At 39.1% G+C, this 21,411-nt stretch carries 24 protein-coding genes; 14 read left to right on the top strand and 10 right to left on the bottom strand.

The annotated features are described in order from the left end of the window. Window positions 1-120: 120 nt before the first annotated feature. Both G7061_RS08890 and G7061_RS08885 read right to left on the bottom strand, forming a co-directional pair. Window positions 121-432 carry a DUF4387 domain-containing protein gene (locus tag G7061_RS08890; protein WP_159633589.1) on the bottom strand — a complete coding sequence of 104 codons (312 nt, stop codon included), beginning with the start codon at window positions 430-432 and terminating at the stop codon, window positions 121-123. Then, on the bottom strand, window positions 432-1,793 hold the full coding sequence (locus G7061_RS08885) for an acyclic terpene utilization AtuA family protein (RefSeq protein WP_166120699.1): 1,362 nt from the start codon (window positions 1,791-1,793) through the stop codon (window positions 432-434). The genes G7061_RS08890 and G7061_RS08885 overlap by 1 nt, the downstream gene beginning before the upstream one ends. A gap of 101 nt (window positions 1,794-1,894) precedes the next feature. Here G7061_RS08885 and G7061_RS08880 point away from each other — a divergent pair, with 101 nt between their 5' ends. After that, window positions 1,895-2,809: a LysR family transcriptional regulator gene (locus tag G7061_RS08880; protein WP_159639202.1), complete on the top strand. Its 915-nt coding sequence runs from the start codon at window positions 1,895-1,897 to the stop codon at window positions 2,807-2,809. A gap of 34 nt (window positions 2,810-2,843) precedes the next feature. Here G7061_RS08880 and G7061_RS08875 read toward each other — a convergent pair whose 3' ends face one another. Both G7061_RS08875 and G7061_RS08870 read right to left on the bottom strand, forming a co-directional pair. Next, entirely contained in the window at window positions 2,844-3,650 is an 807-nt protein-coding gene (locus G7061_RS08875; protein WP_159639201.1) for a triphosphoribosyl-dephospho-CoA synthase, read from the bottom strand. Beyond that, complete coding sequence (locus tag G7061_RS08870) at window positions 3,647-4,342, bottom strand: GntR family transcriptional regulator (RefSeq protein ID WP_159633577.1); 696 nt, start codon at window positions 4,340-4,342, stop codon at window positions 3,647-3,649. The genes G7061_RS08875 and G7061_RS08870 overlap by 4 nt, the downstream gene beginning before the upstream one ends. Before the next feature lie 247 nt (window positions 4,343-4,589). On the opposite strand from G7061_RS08870, the gene G7061_RS08865 reads away from it, so the two are divergent. After that, window positions 4,590-4,889, top strand: a complete 300-nt coding sequence (locus tag G7061_RS08865) for a hypothetical protein (RefSeq protein WP_159639200.1) — start codon at window positions 4,590-4,592, stop codon at window positions 4,887-4,889. Window positions 4,890-4,923: 34 nt separating this feature from the next. On the opposite strand, the gene G7061_RS08860 is transcribed toward G7061_RS08865, so the two are convergent. Beyond that, window positions 4,924-5,682: a nucleoside phosphorylase gene (locus G7061_RS08860; RefSeq protein ID WP_159639199.1), complete on the bottom strand. Its 759-nt coding sequence runs from the start codon at window positions 5,680-5,682 to the stop codon at window positions 4,924-4,926. A gap of 4 nt (window positions 5,683-5,686) precedes the next feature. Beyond that, window positions 5,687-6,898 (bottom strand): MFS transporter, encoded by a 1,212-nt coding sequence (locus G7061_RS08855; protein WP_159639198.1) that lies wholly within the window; start codon window positions 6,896-6,898, stop codon window positions 5,687-5,689. A 169-nt stretch (window positions 6,899-7,067) separates the two neighbouring features. On the opposite strand from G7061_RS08855, the gene G7061_RS08850 reads away from it, so the two are divergent. Genes G7061_RS08850 through G7061_RS08830 form a run of 5 tightly spaced genes read left to right on the top strand, consistent with a single transcriptional unit; the run spans window position 7,068 to window position 11,534 of the window. Beyond that, a complete protein-coding gene (locus tag G7061_RS08850; protein ID WP_159639197.1) occupies window positions 7,068-8,249 on the top strand; it encodes a PucR family transcriptional regulator in 1,182 nt (393 codons plus the stop codon). A gap of 12 nt (window positions 8,250-8,261) precedes the next feature. Next, window positions 8,262-9,026 carry an ABC transporter ATP-binding protein gene (locus G7061_RS08845; RefSeq protein WP_166120694.1) on the top strand — a complete coding sequence of 255 codons (765 nt, stop codon included), beginning with the start codon at window positions 8,262-8,264 and terminating at the stop codon, window positions 9,024-9,026. After that, window positions 9,013-9,780: an ABC transporter permease gene (locus tag G7061_RS08840; RefSeq protein WP_166120691.1), complete on the top strand. Its 768-nt coding sequence runs from the start codon at window positions 9,013-9,015 to the stop codon at window positions 9,778-9,780. Before G7061_RS08845 ends, G7061_RS08840 begins: the two co-directional genes overlap by 14 nt. A gap of 7 nt (window positions 9,781-9,787) precedes the next feature. Then, entirely contained in the window at window positions 9,788-10,798 is a 1,011-nt protein-coding gene (locus tag G7061_RS08835) for an ABC transporter substrate-binding protein (RefSeq protein ID WP_159639194.1), read from the top strand. Further along, on the top strand, window positions 10,791-11,534 hold the full coding sequence (locus G7061_RS08830; RefSeq protein WP_159644645.1) for an ABC transporter permease: 744 nt from the start codon (window positions 10,791-10,793) through the stop codon (window positions 11,532-11,534). Before G7061_RS08835 ends, G7061_RS08830 begins: the two co-directional genes overlap by 8 nt. 41 nt (window positions 11,535-11,575) lie before the next feature. Here the strand turns inward: G7061_RS08830 and G7061_RS08825 are convergent, their stop codons facing one another. The 3 genes from G7061_RS08825 to G7061_RS08815 are packed head-to-tail and all read right to left on the bottom strand — an operon-like array spanning window position 11,576 to window position 13,765. Next, a complete protein-coding gene (locus tag G7061_RS08825; protein ID WP_166120688.1) occupies window positions 11,576-12,373 on the bottom strand; it encodes a MetQ/NlpA family ABC transporter substrate-binding protein in 798 nt (265 codons plus the stop codon). A 13-nt stretch (window positions 12,374-12,386) separates the two neighbouring features. Continuing rightward, window positions 12,387-13,049: a methionine ABC transporter permease gene (locus tag G7061_RS08820; RefSeq protein ID WP_159633547.1), complete on the bottom strand. Its 663-nt coding sequence runs from the start codon at window positions 13,047-13,049 to the stop codon at window positions 12,387-12,389. Then, window positions 13,046-13,765 (bottom strand): methionine ABC transporter ATP-binding protein, encoded by a 720-nt coding sequence (locus G7061_RS08815; protein WP_159644640.1) that lies wholly within the window; start codon window positions 13,763-13,765, stop codon window positions 13,046-13,048. The genes G7061_RS08820 and G7061_RS08815 overlap by 4 nt, the downstream gene beginning before the upstream one ends. Window positions 13,766-13,974: 209 nt before the next feature. Here G7061_RS08815 and G7061_RS08810 point away from each other — a divergent pair, with 209 nt between their 5' ends. Further along, complete coding sequence (locus G7061_RS08810) at window positions 13,975-14,382, top strand: OsmC family protein (RefSeq protein WP_159633541.1); 408 nt, start codon at window positions 13,975-13,977, stop codon at window positions 14,380-14,382. A 49-nt stretch (window positions 14,383-14,431) separates the two neighbouring features. Here G7061_RS08810 and G7061_RS08805 read toward each other — a convergent pair whose 3' ends face one another. Further along, window positions 14,432-15,196, bottom strand: a complete 765-nt coding sequence (locus G7061_RS08805) for a protein ligase (RefSeq protein ID WP_166120684.1) — start codon at window positions 15,194-15,196, stop codon at window positions 14,432-14,434. A gap of 122 nt (window positions 15,197-15,318) precedes the next feature. On the opposite strand from G7061_RS08805, the gene G7061_RS08800 reads away from it, so the two are divergent. From G7061_RS08800 to G7061_RS08775, 6 genes are all read left to right on the top strand, one after another. Beyond that, window positions 15,319-16,170 carry an aldose 1-epimerase family protein gene (locus G7061_RS08800; protein WP_159639189.1) on the top strand — a complete coding sequence of 284 codons (852 nt, stop codon included), beginning with the start codon at window positions 15,319-15,321 and terminating at the stop codon, window positions 16,168-16,170. Beyond that, window positions 16,167-16,562 (top strand): MJ0042-type zinc finger domain-containing protein, encoded by a 396-nt coding sequence (locus G7061_RS08795; protein ID WP_159644635.1) that lies wholly within the window; start codon window positions 16,167-16,169, stop codon window positions 16,560-16,562. Before G7061_RS08800 ends, G7061_RS08795 begins: the two co-directional genes overlap by 4 nt. Before the next feature lie 159 nt (window positions 16,563-16,721). Next, complete coding sequence (gene adhE / locus G7061_RS08790; RefSeq protein ID WP_159633529.1) at window positions 16,722-19,331, top strand: bifunctional acetaldehyde-CoA/alcohol dehydrogenase; 2,610 nt, start codon at window positions 16,722-16,724, stop codon at window positions 19,329-19,331. Between the two features lie 141 nt (window positions 19,332-19,472). After that, complete coding sequence (locus G7061_RS08785; protein ID WP_166120680.1) at window positions 19,473-20,258, top strand: GNAT family N-acetyltransferase; 786 nt, start codon at window positions 19,473-19,475, stop codon at window positions 20,256-20,258. Between the two features lie 60 nt (window positions 20,259-20,318). After that, window positions 20,319-21,038, top strand: coding sequence for a purine-nucleoside phosphorylase (deoD, locus tag G7061_RS08780; RefSeq protein WP_159639186.1), 720 nt, complete (start codon window positions 20,319-20,321; stop codon window positions 21,036-21,038). Window positions 21,039-21,125: 87 nt separating this feature from the next. Then, window positions 21,126-21,410, top strand: coding sequence for a hypothetical protein (locus G7061_RS08775; protein ID WP_159639185.1), 285 nt, complete (start codon window positions 21,126-21,128; stop codon window positions 21,408-21,410). Window position 21,411: the final 1 nt, after the last annotated feature.

The following is a 21,411-nucleotide window of genomic DNA, read 5'->3' as shown; positions in this document are numbered from 1 at the left end:
GCCAATAATGTGTGTTATACATCAAGACCAATGACCTTGATGATACCTTGAACACTGCACTTTTCCCTGCAGTGTTCTTTTTTACGGCAAATAAAAAAGCACCACATTGTGGTGCTTTCGTTATTCAGAAATAATGATATCGAGTAAAGGTGCATACTGCTGCGAGCCATGCATATCACTTTCACCAATGCTTCCCTGTGCCCAAGGACGTGGAATGGTAATTTTCAAGCCCCGCGCTGGGTCAAAGTATTCAAAGGTAATGACATCTTCTGGGCTTAGGTGATACAACGTTGCAAAGGACTCTTTAGTAAGTGCTTGACTGTTTTTAAAGTGATTGTAGTCAGCTTCGCTTTTGAATATTATATCAAAAGTAATTTCAAAAGGACCCGAGTTTTTACTCCGTATAACTTGTGCAAAATCTTTAAGTTTCATTATAAAGTAACCTCCGTAATTCGAGTTGGGAATTGTGCAATTGGATCGGTAATATCCATTAAATGATAAACATTAAAGGCACATACAGGACCGAGTGGAATTTCTAACGGTGTAAAAGGCATTCCAATATTTCCTGATGTCGCGATACGGCCAGGGTAATGGTAATGTAATAATGTAGTACGGACGCGGTTGGTTACGAGTTGTGCTATTTCTTGTGTTGGGCCAGTTACCTCAGCGATGACGCATACTTCATGGGCACTTGGGCCATTATACGATTCGAGAGATTGCATGATACCGTTTCGTCCATACTCGTGCATGATGATAGTACATTGGGAACTTTCATCAGGTAAAGCTTTCGCAACTTCGGTGCGCACATAGTTTAGGACGTCATCGAGTTGACTTAAAAGAATTGGGTCGCGAAGTCCCATTACCGTAATTGAACGGTAACCGACAATTTTCGCACCTTCAAGCTTGATACGATACTGTGAGTCGGGTGCAAACTTGCTTCCCGCAACACGAGCAACGGAATCAGTTACTGCACTAAAGTCACAATCATTGAGTAAAAGCTGACCACCTGGTCCTGGAAGGATGCTGGGACTACTTTTTTCATACATTGTATGTGCTGCAACGGTATGTGGTTTAGCTTGAGAATTTTCATTCATAGGTTCAATCGTAAAGTGGTCATGGTAAAGGGTTCCGATGACACTCTTTCCTGAAGGAACAGCACACAATGCGCCACATTCAATGATTTTACCCATATGCCATGCTAGTGCAGGATCGAAGCCATTCATGATCCCAATCGCTGCAGTAGGTGCTGGATCATATGTACGACCACCGATAATAACATGTGGTGGATTTTCAGATTGAAGAAGATTGATGTAAGGTTCTGCACCCATTTGAGCTGTAATAACCGTTACATCATCAATATCTTCGAACGTTAAATCTGGAACATTTGTCATTGCGCTGACCTTATTATTTTTGAGTGCTTCGCGGACTGTATCTTTCGGAATATCACTATAAACTGCAGCAATTCGAATCTCAAGTTGATGTGCTTTCGCAACGGATTCAGCAAGTTCCATAAACAAATCAACATGCTCATTGGTTCCGTCACCGCCTGCAGATGTAATAATCAGTGGTACCTTTGCTTTAACTGCAGCAGGGATAAGAATTTCCATTTCTTTCTTATATGCGGACGCAGGGCATGTCATTTCACCAAGTGCTAACTTTTGCGGACCACTGTCGGTTGATCCTGCATCCAATACAATTGCATGTGGTTTATAAGTTAAACCACGTTCAAATTCCTTAATCGGAAAACCATACCCCATCATTGGTGTAGGTACTAAAATACGTAAAGAATCCATGTAATGCCTCCTTATTCATAAATATAGTGTACAATGATAATGAGAAATCGTCTAAGACTATTAAACGATAAATGGTATCGCTATTTACGATAGGAGAATGTATGCGAACAAAACAATACGAATACGTTATTGCGCTAGCAGAAACACAATCGTTTTCGCAAGCAGCAAAGAATTTATACATAGCACAATCCTCATTAAGTCAGTATATTCTCAATTTGGAGAAAACATTGAATGTGACGTTATTTGATCGATCTCAAACGCCAATACAGTTGACTCAACACGGAAAAATCTATCTAGAGACTGCTTATGTTATCATGCACCTTGAAGATAAATTAGGGACGCAATTACAGACTGTCGATGCACAGGCGACTTCAATTTTACGGATTGGTACCACACGCTATTGGAGCGGCTTATTATTGCCTCGAATTTTAGGACGTTTTCAAGATAGTTATCCACATATCAAACTTGAAATCAGCGAAACACGCACCTTTGAACTTTCTGATAAATTAGAACACAAGGACGTGGATGTCGCATTCTTTTCACCTCCAGTCGATTTGTCGGGAACGTATGCGAACTATAGTTGTGAGCGTTTGTTGAAAGAAAAGATTGTCCTAGCGATTAACCGTGACTTGAAACGGTACTATGGGATTATGTCCAATGTTGTGGATCGTGAAACTATGAAGCAATTGCCTTACATAAGTTTGAAGCGGGGTCAAAAGATGCGGCATTTTTCAGATCAACAATTTACGGAACTGGGCTTTGCGCCAAATATCGTTCTTGAAACGGAAAACATTGCTACAGCGTACAAACTTGCAGAGTCGGGCATTGGTGCGGCTTTTGTTCCTGCACACATTTATGAGTTTGCACCGAACTTAGATAATATCGTTCATTTTGACTTGGAAACGCCACGATATTGGTCATTGTATGGCTATATTTCGGATTCGCTTGAAAATCAAGAGGCGGCAAACTATTTAATTACGCTTATTAAAATGGAAGTTTTGAAATTGGACAAATAAGAAAACATCGACAGATTAATGTCGATGTTTTCTTTTATGATGATTGTTCTTTATCGTATAGATATAAGAAGATTGAAATGGCAAGTAAATCAGCACTGCCTCCTGGACTTAAATTTCGTTGAACAAACATGCGATTCATGTAACTCAGATGATAGTCGAGATCATGATAATCCATTGCTGCCAATGATTTTCCATAATCAAGTCCTAAGATGCCTCCGCGTTTGACCATATTTGCATCATCGTTGGTTGCGATGAGTTGAAGTAAGGCAAGTTTGAGACGGTGGTCATAGGGAACTGAGTCATCTTGAAGGATTGGAAGTGCAAGGTTAAAGGCATGAGGTATCCCGGCTTCAACCTCACCGCGAATGCCTGTAAAACCGTATTGTTCATACATTTTTTCGCCATGTGTTTGAAAATGGGTCAGTGAACCAAGTTCTGCTTGAACCAATCCAGTTGTCATGGTTTGAATGCTGGTTTGTAAAGTCTCTAAGTCTGGGTAATCAAGATACGCGATTGCTGCAATTAGGATACCAAACATGAAGTTTGCACCTTTGTGTGTGTTAACATTCGCTGTAGCTGTAAACATTTTAGCTTCATTATTGATGCCGGCTTGGCGAATACTTGCGAAGAGTTCAGGTAATGTACCGTGATGCTGTGCTCCTATCTCATAATAAACGTGAAACCCAGGTACTAATGCGAAACAGCTGTCAATAAAGGTAAAGGCATCCATATCAGTATGTGATCCTGGGTGATAAGGATCAACAAGTCCTGGTTTTGGTGTTAAGGTAACTTCTTGAATGAGTGCTTTAAGTGCAAGGGCAACGAGTTGATCTTTACTCATGCGTGTTGTTCAGATTCCATTGCTAAAATAATAAACTCTTCGGATAATGCAAGGTGTTCTGTGATCACAAGTTTCATTTGTTCAACATCACCGTTCTTAAGGCAACGATAGATGAGTCGGTGCTCTGCCAAAGCTCGCTCACGACGTGGTGCAGCTGTGAGTGAAATATCGCGGAAGCGTGTTAGATAGTCACGAAGCCGATTCTGAATGGTTTCAAGACGCGGCATTTCTGAGAATTCATAAATCATCGTATTAAACTCTTTGGACATTTGAATGACACTGTTGACGTCATTAGCTGCTTGAGCGGCGTCGGTGCGATCTAGTAACGCTTCCATACGAGCAAAACGCTCGTCATTCATTAATTGCATGGCATTGGTTGCCGCGAGAATATCCAGTGCTGTACGAATCTGATAAATTTCGCGAACATCGTCTAAATTAAATGTTGTAACTACAATTCCGTAATTTGGAATGTATTGGACAATGTCTTCATCTTGAATCCGTCGTAATGCTTCACGAACAGGTGTTCGGCTTACGTTGAGTGATTCAGCATAGAATTTTTCATTGATACGTTCCCCCATAGGAATGACACCACTAATGATTGCGGTACGAAGTCCTTCGTAAATGATTTGATTGAGCGGTAAATTTTGGCTCAAGTCAACCAAGTCAATAACTCTATCCATGTAATCTTTCATATATTTATCTCCTTATTTGCTTAGTAAGCTCATGGTTATTTCTATTATATGCTATTTTTTAGGCGTAGGTCAAAATAGTGTATACACTGTATACACATCATATTGTCCATATAATCACTAATGAGTGCGTTTACATTGGTGAATTGTACTGGTTTTTCTGATGTTTTTTTTCCATAATTAGAAAAATACATCACCGTCATAGGAAAAAGATACGGTAATTCATATTTGATAACAGGAGATGATATACATGAATTTAGAATTACCGATGCATTACGAATTGATTGAACACCACGAACGAATCAATGGAGGTGATGGCCAACGCTTTTTCAATAACCTTCGTGGACTTATCTTAGGTGTTCCGTCAGCAAATCGGGCACTCAAAGCGATTGGAATTAACACAAGTAGATTGTGGGGTGTAGTTCGAATGGGCTATGGTGCCGCTTATATGAAATTTGGCACTGCTGCTCTAATTGCGGGTGGTGTTGTTGGTGGGGCGTTGGCAGTGGGTGCATTTGCTGCACTGTGGAATATCCGGATGTTCTATTAAAAAAAGCAAGCGTAAGCTTGCTTTTTAAAGGGGATTATTGTGTGTTTGTGCTAACGAATTTTAACGCAGCATTTAAGACAAGTTCTGCTGATTCACGGTGGAGACGGCGATAGTCTTCATCATTGGTCCATTTTTCATTTGTGCGACTGACATGAACGACAAGGCAGTTCGCTACCGGAATGTTGTAAAGGGATCCGAGAAGATATAAAACGGCAGTTTCCATTTCACAGTTGATGATGCCGCGAGGCTCCCAATATTCGATAAGATTAGGTGTTTCAATCCGTGTTTTCAGTGCTGGTGTGCGGCCTTGTCCGAAATAATATGTTTCCGATGTAAGTCCGATTCCAACATGTACAGTCTTGTGATTTGAAGTTAATTCATTGTGTATTTGTGATAGTAGCAATGGGTTTGGAACCGCAGGATAAACTGCAGGTACATAGGCTGATAATAGACCTTCAGAACGAGCCATCCCGCTATTTAAAATAATATCACCAGGATTGATTCCTTCTCGCCATGCACCACAGCCACCACAGCGAATTATCATTTGTGCATCATTCTCAAGGAGTTCTGTAATAGCGATTTCTGTAGAACCAACTCCGATACCTGTTGAACAAACAGAAACGCGACGTCCTTGATATTCGCCAACATACAAGACAAATTCACGACTGGTATCAACAACTGACTCCACGTTCGTAAATAATGATGATATTAACTCAACCCGACCTGGATCGCCAACGATGAGTGTTACTTCTCCTAAATCGCCAGGCTTTAATCCTTTTAAATGTATGCTCATAATGTTACTCCTTTGTATTTATTTTCAATGATAGTACAGTAATTAAAGAAACACAATACAGTCCTGATAAGAAAAGCATTGCAATTGTTAGTGAGTAGTTATCGAGGAAGAATCCAATTGCTACGGATGAGAATCCTCCAACGGCACGGCCAATGTTAAAGATAATGTTATTAGCAGTTGCACGAATACGTGCTGGATAAAGGTTTCCAACGATTGCTCCATAACCTGCATTCATCCCATTTGCAAAGAATCCAACAGCTGCACCACCAATTAGGATACCAAGGTTAGAGGATGCGAATGAGTAGAGATAAACGGCGAGGGCGGATGCAATTAAGAATGAAGCATACGCTTTTTTAGCACCAAGTTTATCCATAATTTGACCAAATACGAGCATTCCTAAGGACATCCCGACAATTGTTGCAATCATCCAAATTGAAGAACCCGAAATACTAATACCAGCTTTTTTCTGTAAAATTGATGGTAACCAGTTCATTAATCCAAAGTAACCCGCAACTTGAGCAGTCGCCATAATCGTTAATTTGATCGTTGTTGCTGCGCGTCCTTCTTTGAATAATTCAGAGATACCAATTTTTTCAGCTTTTTCAGTAGATTGTTGACGTTGCTCTTTCCATGATGCAGACTCATCCATGGTTAGGTAAACATAAATTGCTAAGAAGATTGGCAATGCACCAAAAATAAAGAGACCTTTCCAACCGAAGCTTGGCATAATAATGGCTGCTGCGATGGCTGCAATGATACTACCAACTTGACCTGCGATGGTAACAAAAGAATTCATTCGTCCGCGTTTCTCTGCGGGGAAGGCATCAGCGACTAGTGACATTACGACACCATATTCACCACCACCACCAACACCAACGAGGAATCGTAAGAAGTAAACCATGGTAATATTTGTTGCGAATGCCATCATTCCTGTAGCAATAGAGAAAATTGCAACGGTGATTGCAAAAATCTTGATTCGCCCGTATTTATCAGCGAGTGTCCCGAATATGATACCTCCTACAAGCATCCCGATATTCGTGATTGTGGAAATAAATCCTCCAGCAGCACCATTGATTCCAAAATCAATAATCATGGAACTGAGTGCGAATGATAACATCATTGTGCTCATGCTTTGTAATCCGAGCCCGGCCATCGAGCTGAATAAAGCTTGACGACGATATGACTTGTTATCGTGTGTTTCTGTTACTGTATTCATATTTGTCTCCCTTCGACTTTGAACGCCTTAACTATAACAAACACTCATTGAATAAAATATTGTGGAATCACACATAAATATCGAAAATTATTGTGTTATAATACAATTGTTTGTAAGCGGATACCGCTATATAATGAATGCGGAACGGTAGCGCTCTCAGGAGATTGCAATGATTAGTTTAAAAGAAATATACGATGCACTGAATCGACGATTCGATATTATATCGCTGAATAAGCGTGCAGAATACGCGGAACATGCATCCGTTTCTTCAATAACCGTAATGGAAACGGTAAATGTTGACCAGTGGGTAAAAGGCGGAGAACTCATACTTACAAGTAGCTCAACATTTCCAAAGTCACACGAGGACCTAACATCATTAATTGAGACACTCAAACAAAAGCATGCAACATGTCTTGCGATTAAAGTCATTGAGGAAGATCGCCCGTCTCAGGACGAGCTCGAAGCTCTTACCGAAAATCTAGAATTCCCAATCTTATGGATACCCCACAGTGTTACATACCTTGAGATTATGAATTATGTCAATTCCATGCTCTTTAATATCAAAGAATACAATGATTTTAGAGAACGTGCAGCCTACAATATTATTTTTAACAACGGAACAATAGACAGTCTAATTGTTGACTCATTTAAGTCATATGATGTCGATATTACGAATTTAGACTGCTTGGTTGCTAATTTTAATTTCAAGGCAGACTCAGAAGACAATCGTATTAATGTTCATTTTGATGCATTTTTTAAAACAGTCCAACTTATGTGTTCGGATTTAATTAATACATCGAAGATTGCAGAATATTTGTTTGTTCGCCAGTTGAATAGTTTTATTATCATTTTTCTTGGGAATCGAGAACAACTCCAAGAACTGAAATTAAAGCACTATTCAATCGAAGCATTGGATCAATACAAAGAGAATTTAAATGTGCTGAGTGTAGGACTGAGTAACATAGAGCATATTAAATTTATGCCGCAACTTCTTGATCAAGCCCAATTTACGTTGAGTTTTACAAATCACGATGTTGAAGGTGGTTATATTGAAGCCTATGAAAATGTCGAGTTTTACCACATGATTTACAAGGGCATTGGTTCGGATATGGATACATTCCTAATGTCCACATTACACACTGTGCGCAAAGGTTCGATTCTCTATGACACATTACTGATGTATTTCCGTTGCAATGAAAACCTCCAAGAGACGAGCAAACAACTGTACATCCATATCAACACCTTGAATTATCGTTTAAAGCGAGTTCAAAATGTGACAGGATTAAATTTAAATGTGACACAAAACAAAGTGAAGTTATACTTAGCGGTCATTGCTGAGTACAACCAATAAGGGAGATAGATTATGTCAAGTAAACGTATTGTCAGTGTTCAAAATCTAAATAAAACATTCGTAAACCAAGCGAATGAAACGATCACGGCACTCAAAGATATAAATTTTGAAATCAATAGTCAAGAGTTTGTTTCAATTATCGGTCCATCAGGATGTGGAAAATCTACATTGCTTCGGATTGTATCTCAACTTGAAACATACAATAGTGGTAACATTGAATACTTCACAGATGGTCCAATAGCTGATAACATCGGATTTGTTTTCCAGGAATCTGTGCTATTTCCGTGGAAGTCCGTCTATAAAAATGCAATCTTTCCACTTAAAGTAAAAAAAATGATGACAGATTCTCACCTCAAATATGTTGATCATCTTTTGAAAACGACAGGATTAGAAAAATTTAAAAATGCACTACCCAAAGAACTATCTGGAGGAATGAAGCAGCGAGTTTCAATCGTGCGTTCATTATCCTATAGTCCCCAGTTACTATTAATGGATGAGCCGTTTGGAGCTCTAGATGCAATTACTCGCGATACGCTCAATTTAGAATTGGCACGAATTTCTCGTGAAGAAAAAATGACTGTCGTATTCGTAACCCATGACATTGATGAAGCAGTATTCCTTTCATCGAAAGTCATTGTTATGTCAGCTCGCCCAGGCGAAATTAAAGAAATTGTTGATATAGATCTTCCATCAGATCGTGATTTATCCATTCGTGCTGATGAACGCTTCACTACCTATGCGAAACACCTCAGAGGGCTGCTCAATGAAGACAATTAGAAATACTTTTGATAAGCACCCGTTACTAAATACCATAGCGTCTATCACGGTTTTTATTCTGATCTGGCACCTTTATGTGACACTCGTTCAAGTGCCACACTTCATGCTTCCAGCACCGCTAAGTGTGCTGAAAGAGTTGGTCTATCAGTTTAGTGGAAGTAGTATTTGGCTTCATATTGGCATCACTTTGTATGAGGTTTTGGTCGGATTTATTTTGGGCGTTATTGTTGGAGCGATTATTGCCTATGCAATTTACAAATCAGAAACGCTCAGTGATTATATAAAACCAATTTTGATTTTTCTCCAAGTTGCACCTAAAATTGCGTTAGTACCGCTTTTTGTTGTTTGGTTTGGACTTGGCCTGACGTCTAAAATTATAGTTGTATTTTCGATGGTCGTATTCCCAATTATAATTGGGATTGAATCTGCTTTACGTCAGATTCCGTCATCTTATTATGATTTGTTACACGTCGTTCAGTCGCCAAAGTCAAAAACAATCGTTGATTTAGAAATTCCGTACATTCTACCCGAAGTGTTTGCATCGCTTAAAATTGCAATTGTTCAAGCAATAATCGGTGCAACAGTTGCAGAATGGATGGCAGGACAATATGGTCTTGGTTATATTCAATCCTTTGCATCATCCACATTCAATACACCACTGTTAATCGCAGGAATTGTAGTGACGATTATTCTGGGTGTGATTCTCTATCAGATTATCGAAATACTTGAGCGCAAGTATGTCTTTTGGAAGTAGGTCGATTATGAAACGAATTATTACAATACTCTTACTAACAGTAATGCTCGCAGGTTGTGGGCAAAAAAGTCACACATACACACCAAATCAAGATGGTTTGATAGATGTAAGTGTTCAAATTGACGGTGCAGCAGTTCCGTACTATGCACCAATGTATGTTGCTCAAGAACGCGGTTTTTTTGCCGAGCAAGGTCTTAATGTTTCGTTCTATTATGCTTCAGCGGCAGAAATTGTAAAAAACGTTGGATCTAACAATATAGAATTCGGTTTTCCGAATGCAGATCCAGTTATCATTGGGCGCGCAAATGGCGTTCCTGTAAAAATAGTCCACACAACGTTACAAAATGGACTGGGTTCAGTCATTTTTAAAGATGCATCTGGAATTAAAGTACCGAGTGATCTAAAAGGGAAAACAATCGGGATCACCTCCTATGGTAGTCCTAATTACAGTCAACTAAAAATGTTGCTCGAGACAGAAGGACTTACCATTGATGATGTCACAATCAAGATTATTGGTACTGGTGCTATTGTGAATGCACTTATAACAGATCAAGTGGATGCTATCAGTTTCTCAATGCTACGTACTTATGAGCTCCGCGCAAATGGAGAAGCTGTATCAGAATTTAGATCTAACGAGTTTACAACTACCTACGGAAATGTTGTTATAGTAAGTGACACTTTCTTAGAAACAAATCCTGAGCTAGTTGAGGGCTTCACAAAAGCACTCAACAAATCGCTCGAATATATTACGGATGGCAATCTTGAAGATGCCGTCGACTTATCCATTGATAACTATGCTCAATCAGCTAAAAACTCTCGAGACAAATTCGTGACGATAATGGATGATGCCTATGTTAACGGATTATGGCAAAGTGAGGATACGAAAATCCATGGATTTGGTTACAATAATCGTGAGCGATATCAATTGTTCATCGATGATCTTGCAAAATTTGGTATTATCTCTAAATCATACGATGCATCGGAATTAATCGTTGAAGGAGGTGCTAACCATGAATAAAAAAATTATCAGACCTATGATTCTCACAGCTATCATTCTTGTGATTTGGCAAATTGCAGTTCAAGTTACGAAGGTGCCGAACTATATTATGCCAAGCCCAGTTGAATTGGTTCAGTATATGGGCAATCAGTTTGCAACAGGTTCAATTACGAAACATATTTTAACAACACTGCATGAAGTTATCGTTGGGACATTCTATGGAATTCTTGTTGGGATTGCGTTGGGATATGCAATTGCGAAGTCGAAATTGGTGGACCGATTAGTGACACCTATTATCTTGATTCTGCAAATTGCGCCAAAAATCTCACTCGCACCGCTCTTCCTTTTATGGTTTGGCTTAGGGGCAACGTCTAAAATTGCTTTAGTTATCTTAGTTGTTTCTTTCCCTGTTATGATTGCACAAAGTACAGTCATCAAAAATATTGATAAAAATTATATCGACTATATGACGGTCTTAAACGGAAATGCTTTACAACGATTCATTCATGTAGAACTACCGTATTCATTAACAGCAGTTTTGAGTGGGATCAAAGTTTCTGTGACTCAAGGGATGACAGGAGCAGTCATTGGTGAAATGATGGGGGCTCAAGCTGGTCTTGGGTACCTGTTGGTCTATGGAAGTGAAATGTATGATATTAAAATAATTCTTAGCTCAGTCGTCATTCTGTCTGTCCTTGGACTTATCTTATATTATCTTGCAGAGTATGCTGAAAAGAAAATCATTTATTGGAATTAAAACTAAAAAAAGCTAGCAATTATGCTAGCTTTTAATTTGTTTTAGAATGCAGGTGCAAGTGTTTTTGAGTTTTCTTCGTTTGTTAAGAAATCTTTAACTTCTTTACTTGTCATTGCTTCTTTTAATTTATTGATTTTTTCTGAATCTTTATTATCTTCGCGTGCTACAAGTGAAATTGCATAGTGTGTTGATCCGGATGTTTCAAGAATTAAAGCATCTTGTTTTGGTGTTAATCCAAGTGCCTTGATGTATGTAGGGTAGTTGTATACTAAATCTACTTCATCGTATGCTTGTGTTAATGTGAGCAAATCAACTTCGATGAATTGGTAACTTGTTGCTGCAACATCTTTTAAAGTTGCATCGTGTGTTTTTCCATTCAAATTGATAAGACCAGCAGCTTCGAGCATCATTAATGCACGTGCTTGGTTGACTTGATCGTTAGGAATGGCAATTTTAGCATCTGTTGGTAAATCTTTGATGTCAGATACTGTTTTTGAATAGAACCCAACGATTGCATCATAAATTGGTTGAACGCCAACAAGTGTGCCATTGTTAGCGGCATTAAACATTGTCATGAACGGAACATGTTGGAAGAAGTTCGCGTCAATCTCTTTATTGTTTAGTGCAATGTTAGCTGCAGCATTATCTGATACAGGAACAAGTTCAACAGTATAACCATCTTTCGCGAGAACTTCGCCAGCAATTGTTACGACGGTTGTCATCGGTTCCATGTGTGATGCAACTTTGATAACTTTGTCTTCTTTAGAATCCTTAGCAGTGGTGCCACATGCTGTCAGAACTAATAATGCAAGTGATGAAACTAGTAATTTTTTAAACATATTCTCAATCTCCTCATCGTTTATCTATTTTTCGTGCGATGGTTGTTCCAACAAACTGAATTGCTTGAACAATCACAATCATGACTGCAACTATCGAATAAAGTAAAAGATAATCGAAGCGTTGGTAGCCATAACGCATTGCAAAGTCACCGATACCCCCGCCGCCTACTGCACCCATAACGGTAGAGTAGGAAACGAAACTAATAATTGAAGATGTGAGTCCAAGAACAATTCCGGACCGTGCTTCTACATAAAGGAACTTCGTAATGAGTTGTGGAACGCTTGCGCCCATAGAAAGTGCCGTATCGACAATTTCTTGAGGGACATCTAGTAATGATTGCTCGACGAAACGGGCAAAAATTGCTACGGCAACAAAGGAAAGGGGAATGGATGCAGGAATGGTTCCAAGCGATTTACCTAAAAGAAATCGTGTTACTGGAATCATTGCTACGATGAAAATTAAAAATGGAAAGGAACGGACAACGTTAACATAAAGATTTCCTAACGTGTAAGCAATGCGATTCTCAAGGACACCATCTTTACGTGTTAGATAAATAAGTGTTCCTAAGGGTAATCCAACGAGAATTGCGAAGCATGTGGAAATTCCAATGAGAATTCCAGTTTCGCCTAATGCTTTAAGAATCTCAGCTTGGTATTGAAGGATATGTGCCATCATCGTTGAAGCACCGCCTTAGCATGTGCGACATACGAGGTATCTGTCTCCATTGGTAGATTGTTGACAGTGACAACATCTTTTAGAACGCCACGTTCCATGACTGCAACTCGGTTACAGATTGCTTTTGCAACCTCCAACTGATGCGTAACCACTACTATAGTCGTTCCAAAAACTTCATTAATTGATTTCAAAACATCAAGTAAGTCTGCGGTTGACTTCGGATCCAGTGCAGAAGTGGGTTCATCACAAATCAAGATATTTGGATTTGTCGCCAATGCGCGCGCAATTGCAACGCGTTGTCGTTCGCCTCCAGATAATTGATTGGGATAGTGATCCTTTTTATCAAGCAAATTTACAAACGTTAAAACCTCTTCGACCCGTGCATTGTCGTTCACGTTGCTAAGTGTTAATGGTAGGGCAACATTTTCAGCGACTGAACGGTTTTTGAGAAGGTTGAAGTTTTGAAAAACAACTGAGATTTCTTTCCGTATGGTACGAAGGGCTTTTGCAGTGAGGGTACTCATATCGGTACCATTCACAAACACCGTGCCAGCATCGTGTGTTTCGAGTTGATTCACCAACCGTAACAACGTCGACTTGCCAGCGCCGCTTTCGCCAATTATTCCAAAGATTTCTCCACGGTGCACTTCAAAGCTCACGGAATCGAGAACTGTGAATGCATCATAGGCTTTGGAGACATTTTCAAATCGTATCATTTCTTCACCAACCTTTGACCCGCGTTCATTATAAGCCTTAATGAGAGCGATTGCACGTATTGTGCGGGCATCTGGTTCAAGTTTTTAGATTTAATTTGTGATGCGGTTCGCATGCAATAAAAACCTATCAAAAGCCACTGTTTTAAAGCAAACAAGATAAATATTTCTTATATGTGTGCTAGAATAGGGTAAAGAAAGAGGTGCTTTAAATGAGCGAATTGTATAAAACATTAGCAGTCAACGATTCCAAAATGGAAGACGAAACACGTATTGAAGGAGAATGGAAGATTAAGGTTGCGTCTCCCACTTCAAATCAAGAAGGTGCAAACCCTGAACAATTTATGGGGATGGCATGGGCGACTTGTTTAAATAAAACCGTGCAAGCGCTGATGAAAGCGCGAAGCTGGGATAATGAGAGTCGCGTCCGTGTTGAAGTAACACTCCATCCACAACCAGAAACCAAAGGCCTTTACTTTGCAATGCGTGCATTTGTGGCAGTTGAAGGATTAGAAATGGATAAAGTTGAACAACTTGCAGAGCAAGCACACCGCCGTTGCCCTGTTTCAAAATTAATCCAAGCAAATGAACATGTCTTTGTCGAAGTTGAAACATACTAATTCATAATAAACTAAGAAAAGCGTACCTCGGTACGCTTTTTGTTTGGTGTTATTTGGTTAATACACGATTTTGTCGATGTGTCATGTCCATTGAGGTTTGAAATGCGTCGTGGGTTGTGTCATATCCTGTGATTTCGTAAGTTGAATCGGTCCGGCGTTTCAGTTCATCAATCATTAGTTGCGCGACTTGAGGAACCGTAAGTGTAAGCCCTGTGAGTGATGACAGTGTACCCATGAAGTCTTTATGCACCACTACATCATCATAATCCATGGCTTCATAAAAGCCTTGTACTAAAGAACTACGCTGATCTTGATTACCATTAACACCGATGTAACATACCAATGCCACACTATCCAAACGTTTGCGCTGAGCAGTTCCGCAGAACTTGCGCCCGTTGATACTCATATCAGAATTTCCGGGGCAATATGCGCCAATTATTTCTCCAGTATCAATTACATGGGTAATAGGGGATAAAGCATCGCGGATAAACTGATCCAAATAGCGGTAATTATCATACATATTTGCATTTGACTTCAAAACAAGGGACATATTGAGAACGCCTGAGTCTGAGACAATTGAACGACCTCCAGAATTACGGACAATTACAGATGCATCATGATCATGATAGTAAGCAAGTCCTTTTTCAAATGCTGGTATCTTAGTATCATCTAAGCCCATATTGACACCTTCATGCTGAAAGAGGTGTAAAATAAGTGTCTCTTGATCTACTGTTCGAACTGAATAATCGTCCATTGCTGTTGAATGCATTGCATTTTCGGGTTTCCCCAATTCATTAATGATTAAGCCTTTCATCGTATACCTCCATGTAAATAATCATAGTCCTTAAGATGTGATAGGTAAAGGTATTTGTTCATACAGAATTCAAAGAAATGGGTATGAATTATGCTATAATGCTCCTATGACAGAGGTGAATGATGATACTATTAGAAAATGATATTTTAAAAGTAACGATTAACCCAATGGGAGCAGAGTTACGATCCGTCTACCACAAAATTAAAGAACGCGAATATATGTGGCGTGGCGACGCCAAGTACTGGGGACGCGTTTCTCCGGTTTTGTTTCCTATCGTTGGACGCGTAAAAGATGGCTTTTATGTTTATGATGGTCAAAAGTACGAGCTTTCACAGCATGGATTCTTACGTGACCAACAGTTTGAGGTTATTAGCAATGACGCATCCTCAGTAAGTTTCCAATATGAAAGCAAGGGTTCGAAGTTAGCGGTTTATCCGTTTGAACACGCTGTTGTGATTACGTATAGTTTAATTGCGGACGTGGTAAGTATTACGTGGCAAGTGTTTAATAAAGACACTAAAACAATGTATTATGGTATTGGTGGACATCCTGCATTTGCATTAGATGCTGATGGCGATTATGAGTTCCGATTTGATGCTCAAAAAGATGTGAGCGAACTAACCTTAACCAAAGGACATGTTGATCAAGCAATTCCGATGGAAACACTGAATCCAGTCGCAGTCACATTTGATACATTTAAAAATGATGCAATCATCTATACGAATGTTGATGCGGTTGAGCTTGTTAATAAACGCAATGGTGATACAGTTCGTGCCGATTTCCCAGGCTTCAATTTTGTGGGACTTTGGACTTCCGTTGTTGACGACGCACTCTCACCATTTATCTGCATCGAGCCATGGATCGGTATTACCGATAGAATTGATGCAAGTGGCAAACTTGAGGAAAAATACGCAATCGAAGAATTGGAGGCAAATACGGATAAATCGTATAGCTATTCGTTAAGATTTATATGAGACAAAAATTTATGCAGTTCATGCGCGGTCGATATGGAACGGATAAGTTAAATACACACTTATTGTACTTTTCGTTGGTACTTGCGCTCATAAGTATGATTTTCAACATTAATTGGCTTATCTTTATATGGGTAGGGATTATGGCTTTTGTTTACTATCGAATGTTTTCGAAGCAAACGACCAAACGATTCCAAGAGAATCAGGCGTATCTCTATATATGGCATAAGTGGCGTGCAAAGGTTCGTAAAGTAACACAACGTATCAAAGACTTTCCGAAATACAAATATTTAAAGTGTCCTGAATGTAAAACCGAAATGCGCGTGCCACGAGGTCGGGGAAAAATCGAAGTAAAATGCCCGAAATGTGCAACGAAATTTGATGCAAAATCCTAAACTTACCAAAGTTAGTTAATTATTTCACAATGTAAACGCTTTACACAAAGCGTTTATTTTTTTATATCAAATTATTAATCAAATAGGCTTGCAAACATTCGCCAGGAACCGGAAACAACGATATACTAACAATGTGAAAGAAATAACAAGGAGGACTTTATGACAGACAAAAAGACAGTCATTGACAATGAGGTAAACGAACTCGTTGCAAAAGGACAAAAAGCATTAGAAGAATTCTTAAAGCTCGATCAAGAACAAATCGACTACATCGTTGCGAAAGCAAGTGTTGCAGGTGTTGACCAACACGGTTACCTTGCACAAGTGGCTATTGAGGAAACAGGCCGTGGTGTATTTGAAGATAAAGCAACTAAAAATATGTTTGCATGTGAACACGTTATTAACCATATGCGTCATCTTAAAACCGTAGGTATCATCAGCGATGATGATGTTACAGGTATTACTGAAATTGCCGATCCAGTCGGTGTTATTTGTGGTATTACACCAGTAACAAACCCTACTTCAACTGCAATGTTTAAATCATTAATTTCATTAAAAACCCGTAATCCAATTATCTTTTCATTCCACCCATCTGCACAAAGATGTAGTGTTGAAGCAGCGAAAGTTATTCGTGATGCAGCTGTAGCTGCTGGAGCTCCTAAAGATTGCATCCAATGGATCGAACGTGGATCAAAAGAAAAAACAGACGAACTTATGAACCACGAAGGTGTCGCAACAATCTTAGCAACTGGTGGTAACGCCATGGTTCGTGCAGCATACTCATGTGGTAAACCAGCGTTAGGTGTTGGAGCCGGTAACGTTCCAGCATATATTGAAAAAACAGCGGATATTCCACAAGCTGTTAACGATATTGCACTTTCAAAAGCATTCGATAATGGTATGATCTGTGCATCAGAACAAGCTGTTATTATTGATACGGAAGTTTATGATGAAGCCGTAGAACGATTCAAAAAATACGGTGTTTACTTCATTAACAAGGAAGAAAAGAAAAAAGTTGAAAAATTCATGTTTGGCGTCGCATCAACTGATAAGAACTATGCTGATGCAGTCTTAAATCCAACCGTTGTTGGTAAAGATGCAACATGGATTGCAGAACAAGCAGGTATTAAAGTCCCTTCAAATACAGTTATTATTGCTGCTGAATGTGCTCAAGTTGGACCTAAAGAAGTCTTGACACGTGAAAAATTATCACCAGTTCTTGCAGTTCTAAAATCAAAGAGTACAGAAGAAGGAATCGCATTAGCACGTCAAATGGTTGAATTTAATGGAATGGGTCACTCCGCAGCGATTCATACGAAATCAAAAGAAATCTCAGAACAATTTGGAGAAGCGATTCCAGCAATTCGTATTATCTGGAATGCACCATCAACATTTGGTGGTATCGGAAATGTTTACAACGACTTTATCCCTTCATTAACACTTGGATGTGGATCATATGGTCATAACTCTGTTGGTGATAACGTGGGTGCTGTACACCTCTTAAACATCAAAAAAGTAGGGAGACGAAATAATAATATGCAATGGTTCAAAGTTCCTCAAAAAATCTATTTCGAACGTAACTCAATTCGTTACCTTCAAGAAATGCGTGATGTGCAACGTGTCTTCATCGTAACAGACAAATCCATGGTCGATCTTGGATTTGCTAACCTAATTACAGAACAATTAAACCTCCGTGCAAACCGTGTTGATATTCAACTCTTTGCCGATGTTGAACCAGATCCATCAATCGAAACAGTCCGTAAGGGTGTTGAGATGATGCAAGCATTCCAACCTGATACAATCATTGCTTTAGGTGGTGGATCACCAATGGATGCTGCGAAAGGTATGTGGATCTTCTACGAACACCCAGATACAGACTTCAATGATCTTAAACAAAAATTCATCGATATCCGTAAACGTGCCTTTAAATATCCAGACTTAGGACAAAAAGCACAAATGGTATGTATTCCAACAACATCAGGAACAGGTAGTGAAGTAACACCATTCGCTGTTATCACTGATAAAGTGGCAAACAAAAAATACCCACTTGCAGACTACTCAATGGTTCCAAACGTTGCAATCGTTGACCCAATCTTTACGACAAACCTTCCAGCATCTGTTACTGCAGATACAGGACTTGATGTCTTGACTCATGCTACAGAAGCATTTGTATCAAACTTTGCTAACGACTATACAGATGGCCTCTGCATTCAAGCGGTTAAGATGGTCTTTGAATACCTCGAACGCTGTGTTCATGATGGTAAAAATGACTTAATTGCACGTGAAAAAATGCATAATGCATCAACAATGGCTGGTATGGCGTTTGCTAACGCATTCTTAGGAATGAACCACTCATTGGCTCACAAAATTGGTGGACGTTTCCACGTACCTCATGGACGTATCAACGCAATCTTGATGCCACATGTAATTCGATATAATGGAACACATCCAGAAAAACCATCATTATGGCCAAAATATAATGTTTACCGTGCACACGAACGCTATGCAGAACTTGCACGAATCTTAGGATTAAAAGCAGATACTGTTGAAGAAGGTGTCGAAAGTTATGCTCAAGCATGCCACGACCTCGCAGTTCGTTGTGGTGTCACAATGAATCTTAAAGCACAAGGTGTTGATGAGAAAGAATTCCTCAAATACGAAAAAGAAATTGCTTACCTTGCTTATGAAGATCAATGTTCACCATGTAACCCACGTCTTCCAATGGTTGAAGATATGCGTACAATCTTAAAACAAGCATACTATGGCGAATAGTTGATCAAACATAAAACACGATGATTCTATCATCGTGTTTTTAGTTGGTTTGAATAAATTTTCATTCGTTTTCTGAAAACTGTTGCAACAATCTTTTAACGTGCTATAATCACTGTAATAAATATCAAAAAGGAGGATATTATGAAGAAACTAAACCAAGAAAATGAAGCAGAATTGCGAGCTTTCTTAGCCGTTGAACCTCACTATAATCTCTTCCTCATCGGTGACTTAGATGCTTTTGGATTTGATGATGCGATTCAAACATATTATGGTGATTATAAAGATGGGGAGCTTGTAGGAGTAATATTTCGTTTTCGAGATGATTCAATTCATATCTATGCTACAGAAGTTCAAGACTCACTGATTGCGAAGATTGACACATTATACAAAGGCTTGCCTTTTAAACGCATTATGGTCACGCAGCCAACCATGGACTTACTCGGAAATCATATTTTGCCCTATATCCAAGAACCACGTCCAACAACCATGTCAGTCTATACACCGAATGGCCTTGATGTAGACACACATTTAGTTCAAAAGTTAGATTCGACCTATGCAGCACAAATTGCGCATATCGAAACACTGGCATTTGCGAGTGAAGAAAGTCGCGATGTTGATCGTATTCGCACAGGCATTGAATCAGGAGAGCGCGTTGTCTACGGTTTCATTGAAGATGGCAATGTTGTTACTGTGGCAAGCTATGTTGCCCAAACAGAATTCAGTGCGATGATTGTAGGCGTCGCAACTCTAGATAGTGCACGTAATAAAGGCTATGCAACACAAGTTGTTAAAAAACTAAGTGACGATCTGTACGCAAAAGGGAAACAAGGTGTGCTCTTTTATGATAATCCCAACGCGGCAAGAATTTATGAAAAAATGGGATATGTACCTTTAACACAGTATTATATGAACGATGTGAAACGTTAGTCTTATATCTATTGCCACTTTCATGTATAATAAAAATAGATGATGTCAGGAGGACAATAGATGGCAACACCACATATTAATGCAGAACAAGGACAAATCGCAAAAGTCGTACTTATGCCAGGAGATCCATTACGTGCCAAGTTTATTGCAGAAACATTCTTAAAAGATGTAAAGCAATTTAACGAAGTTCGTAATATGTTTGGATATACAGGAACTTACAATGGGGTAGAAGTATCCGTGATGGGTTCAGGAATGGGACAACCAAGTATTGGTATCTATTCATATGAACTTTATACACAATTTGGCGTTGAAGCAATCATTCGTATTGGTTCAGCAGGTTCATATAAAGAAGGACTTAATGTTTATGATGTAATCATGGCAGACAGTGCATATAGTGAATCTAGTTTTGCGAAGGTCGCTTTCGGTTACGAAGAAGATACGTTGAAACCAAGTGCAAAAGTTAACGAATCATTGCGCGCAAGTGCCGTTAAACTTGGAATTCCAATGCAAGAAGATCGAGTTCACTCAAGTGATGTATTCTACCGTGATTCTGGTGAAACATGGCAAGAACTTCGTGATAACCACGGCGTATCATGTGTTGAAATGGAATCATTCGCATTATTTGCAAATGCACAAAAATTAGGAAAACATGCAGCATGTATCCTAACAATTTCAGATTCATTTGTAACTTCCGAAGTTACTTCAGCTGAAGAACGACAATTGTCATTTACTAAAATGATGGAAATTGCGTTAGATACAGCATCAACCATTACATTCTAAGAGTAGCATAAGCTACTCTTTTTTTTGTTTCGGTGTTGAGTATTGTGTGTGCCTCCTATATTATAGAAATACAAGGAGGTACACCCGATGGACCTATCACCTGCAATAATCGCAAGCATAATTTTAATGATCACAGGTATTTTTCTCGCACTCATCGTGAGTACCTTTACTGCACCTGAACACAGTAGATTCCGCAAAATACAATATGGAGTTTATATTGTAGCTGGATTACTACTTACAAATCTTGGATTGACGATCCTTTTTTGGGATGTATCGAACCGCTTAAAACTTGCTGATATCATGTTTATGATGGTTGGAATGTTTGTGGTAGGCTACAATGTCAGAAGTCTGATGAAATCTTTTAAAAAGTAAC

This window comes from Erysipelothrix sp. HDW6B (genome assembly GCF_011301115.1).
Taxonomy (GTDB): Bacteria; Bacillota_I; Bacilli_A; order Erysipelotrichales; family Erysipelotrichaceae; genus Erysipelothrix; species Erysipelothrix anatis.
This window is presented reverse-complemented; position numbering and strand designations above follow the sequence as displayed.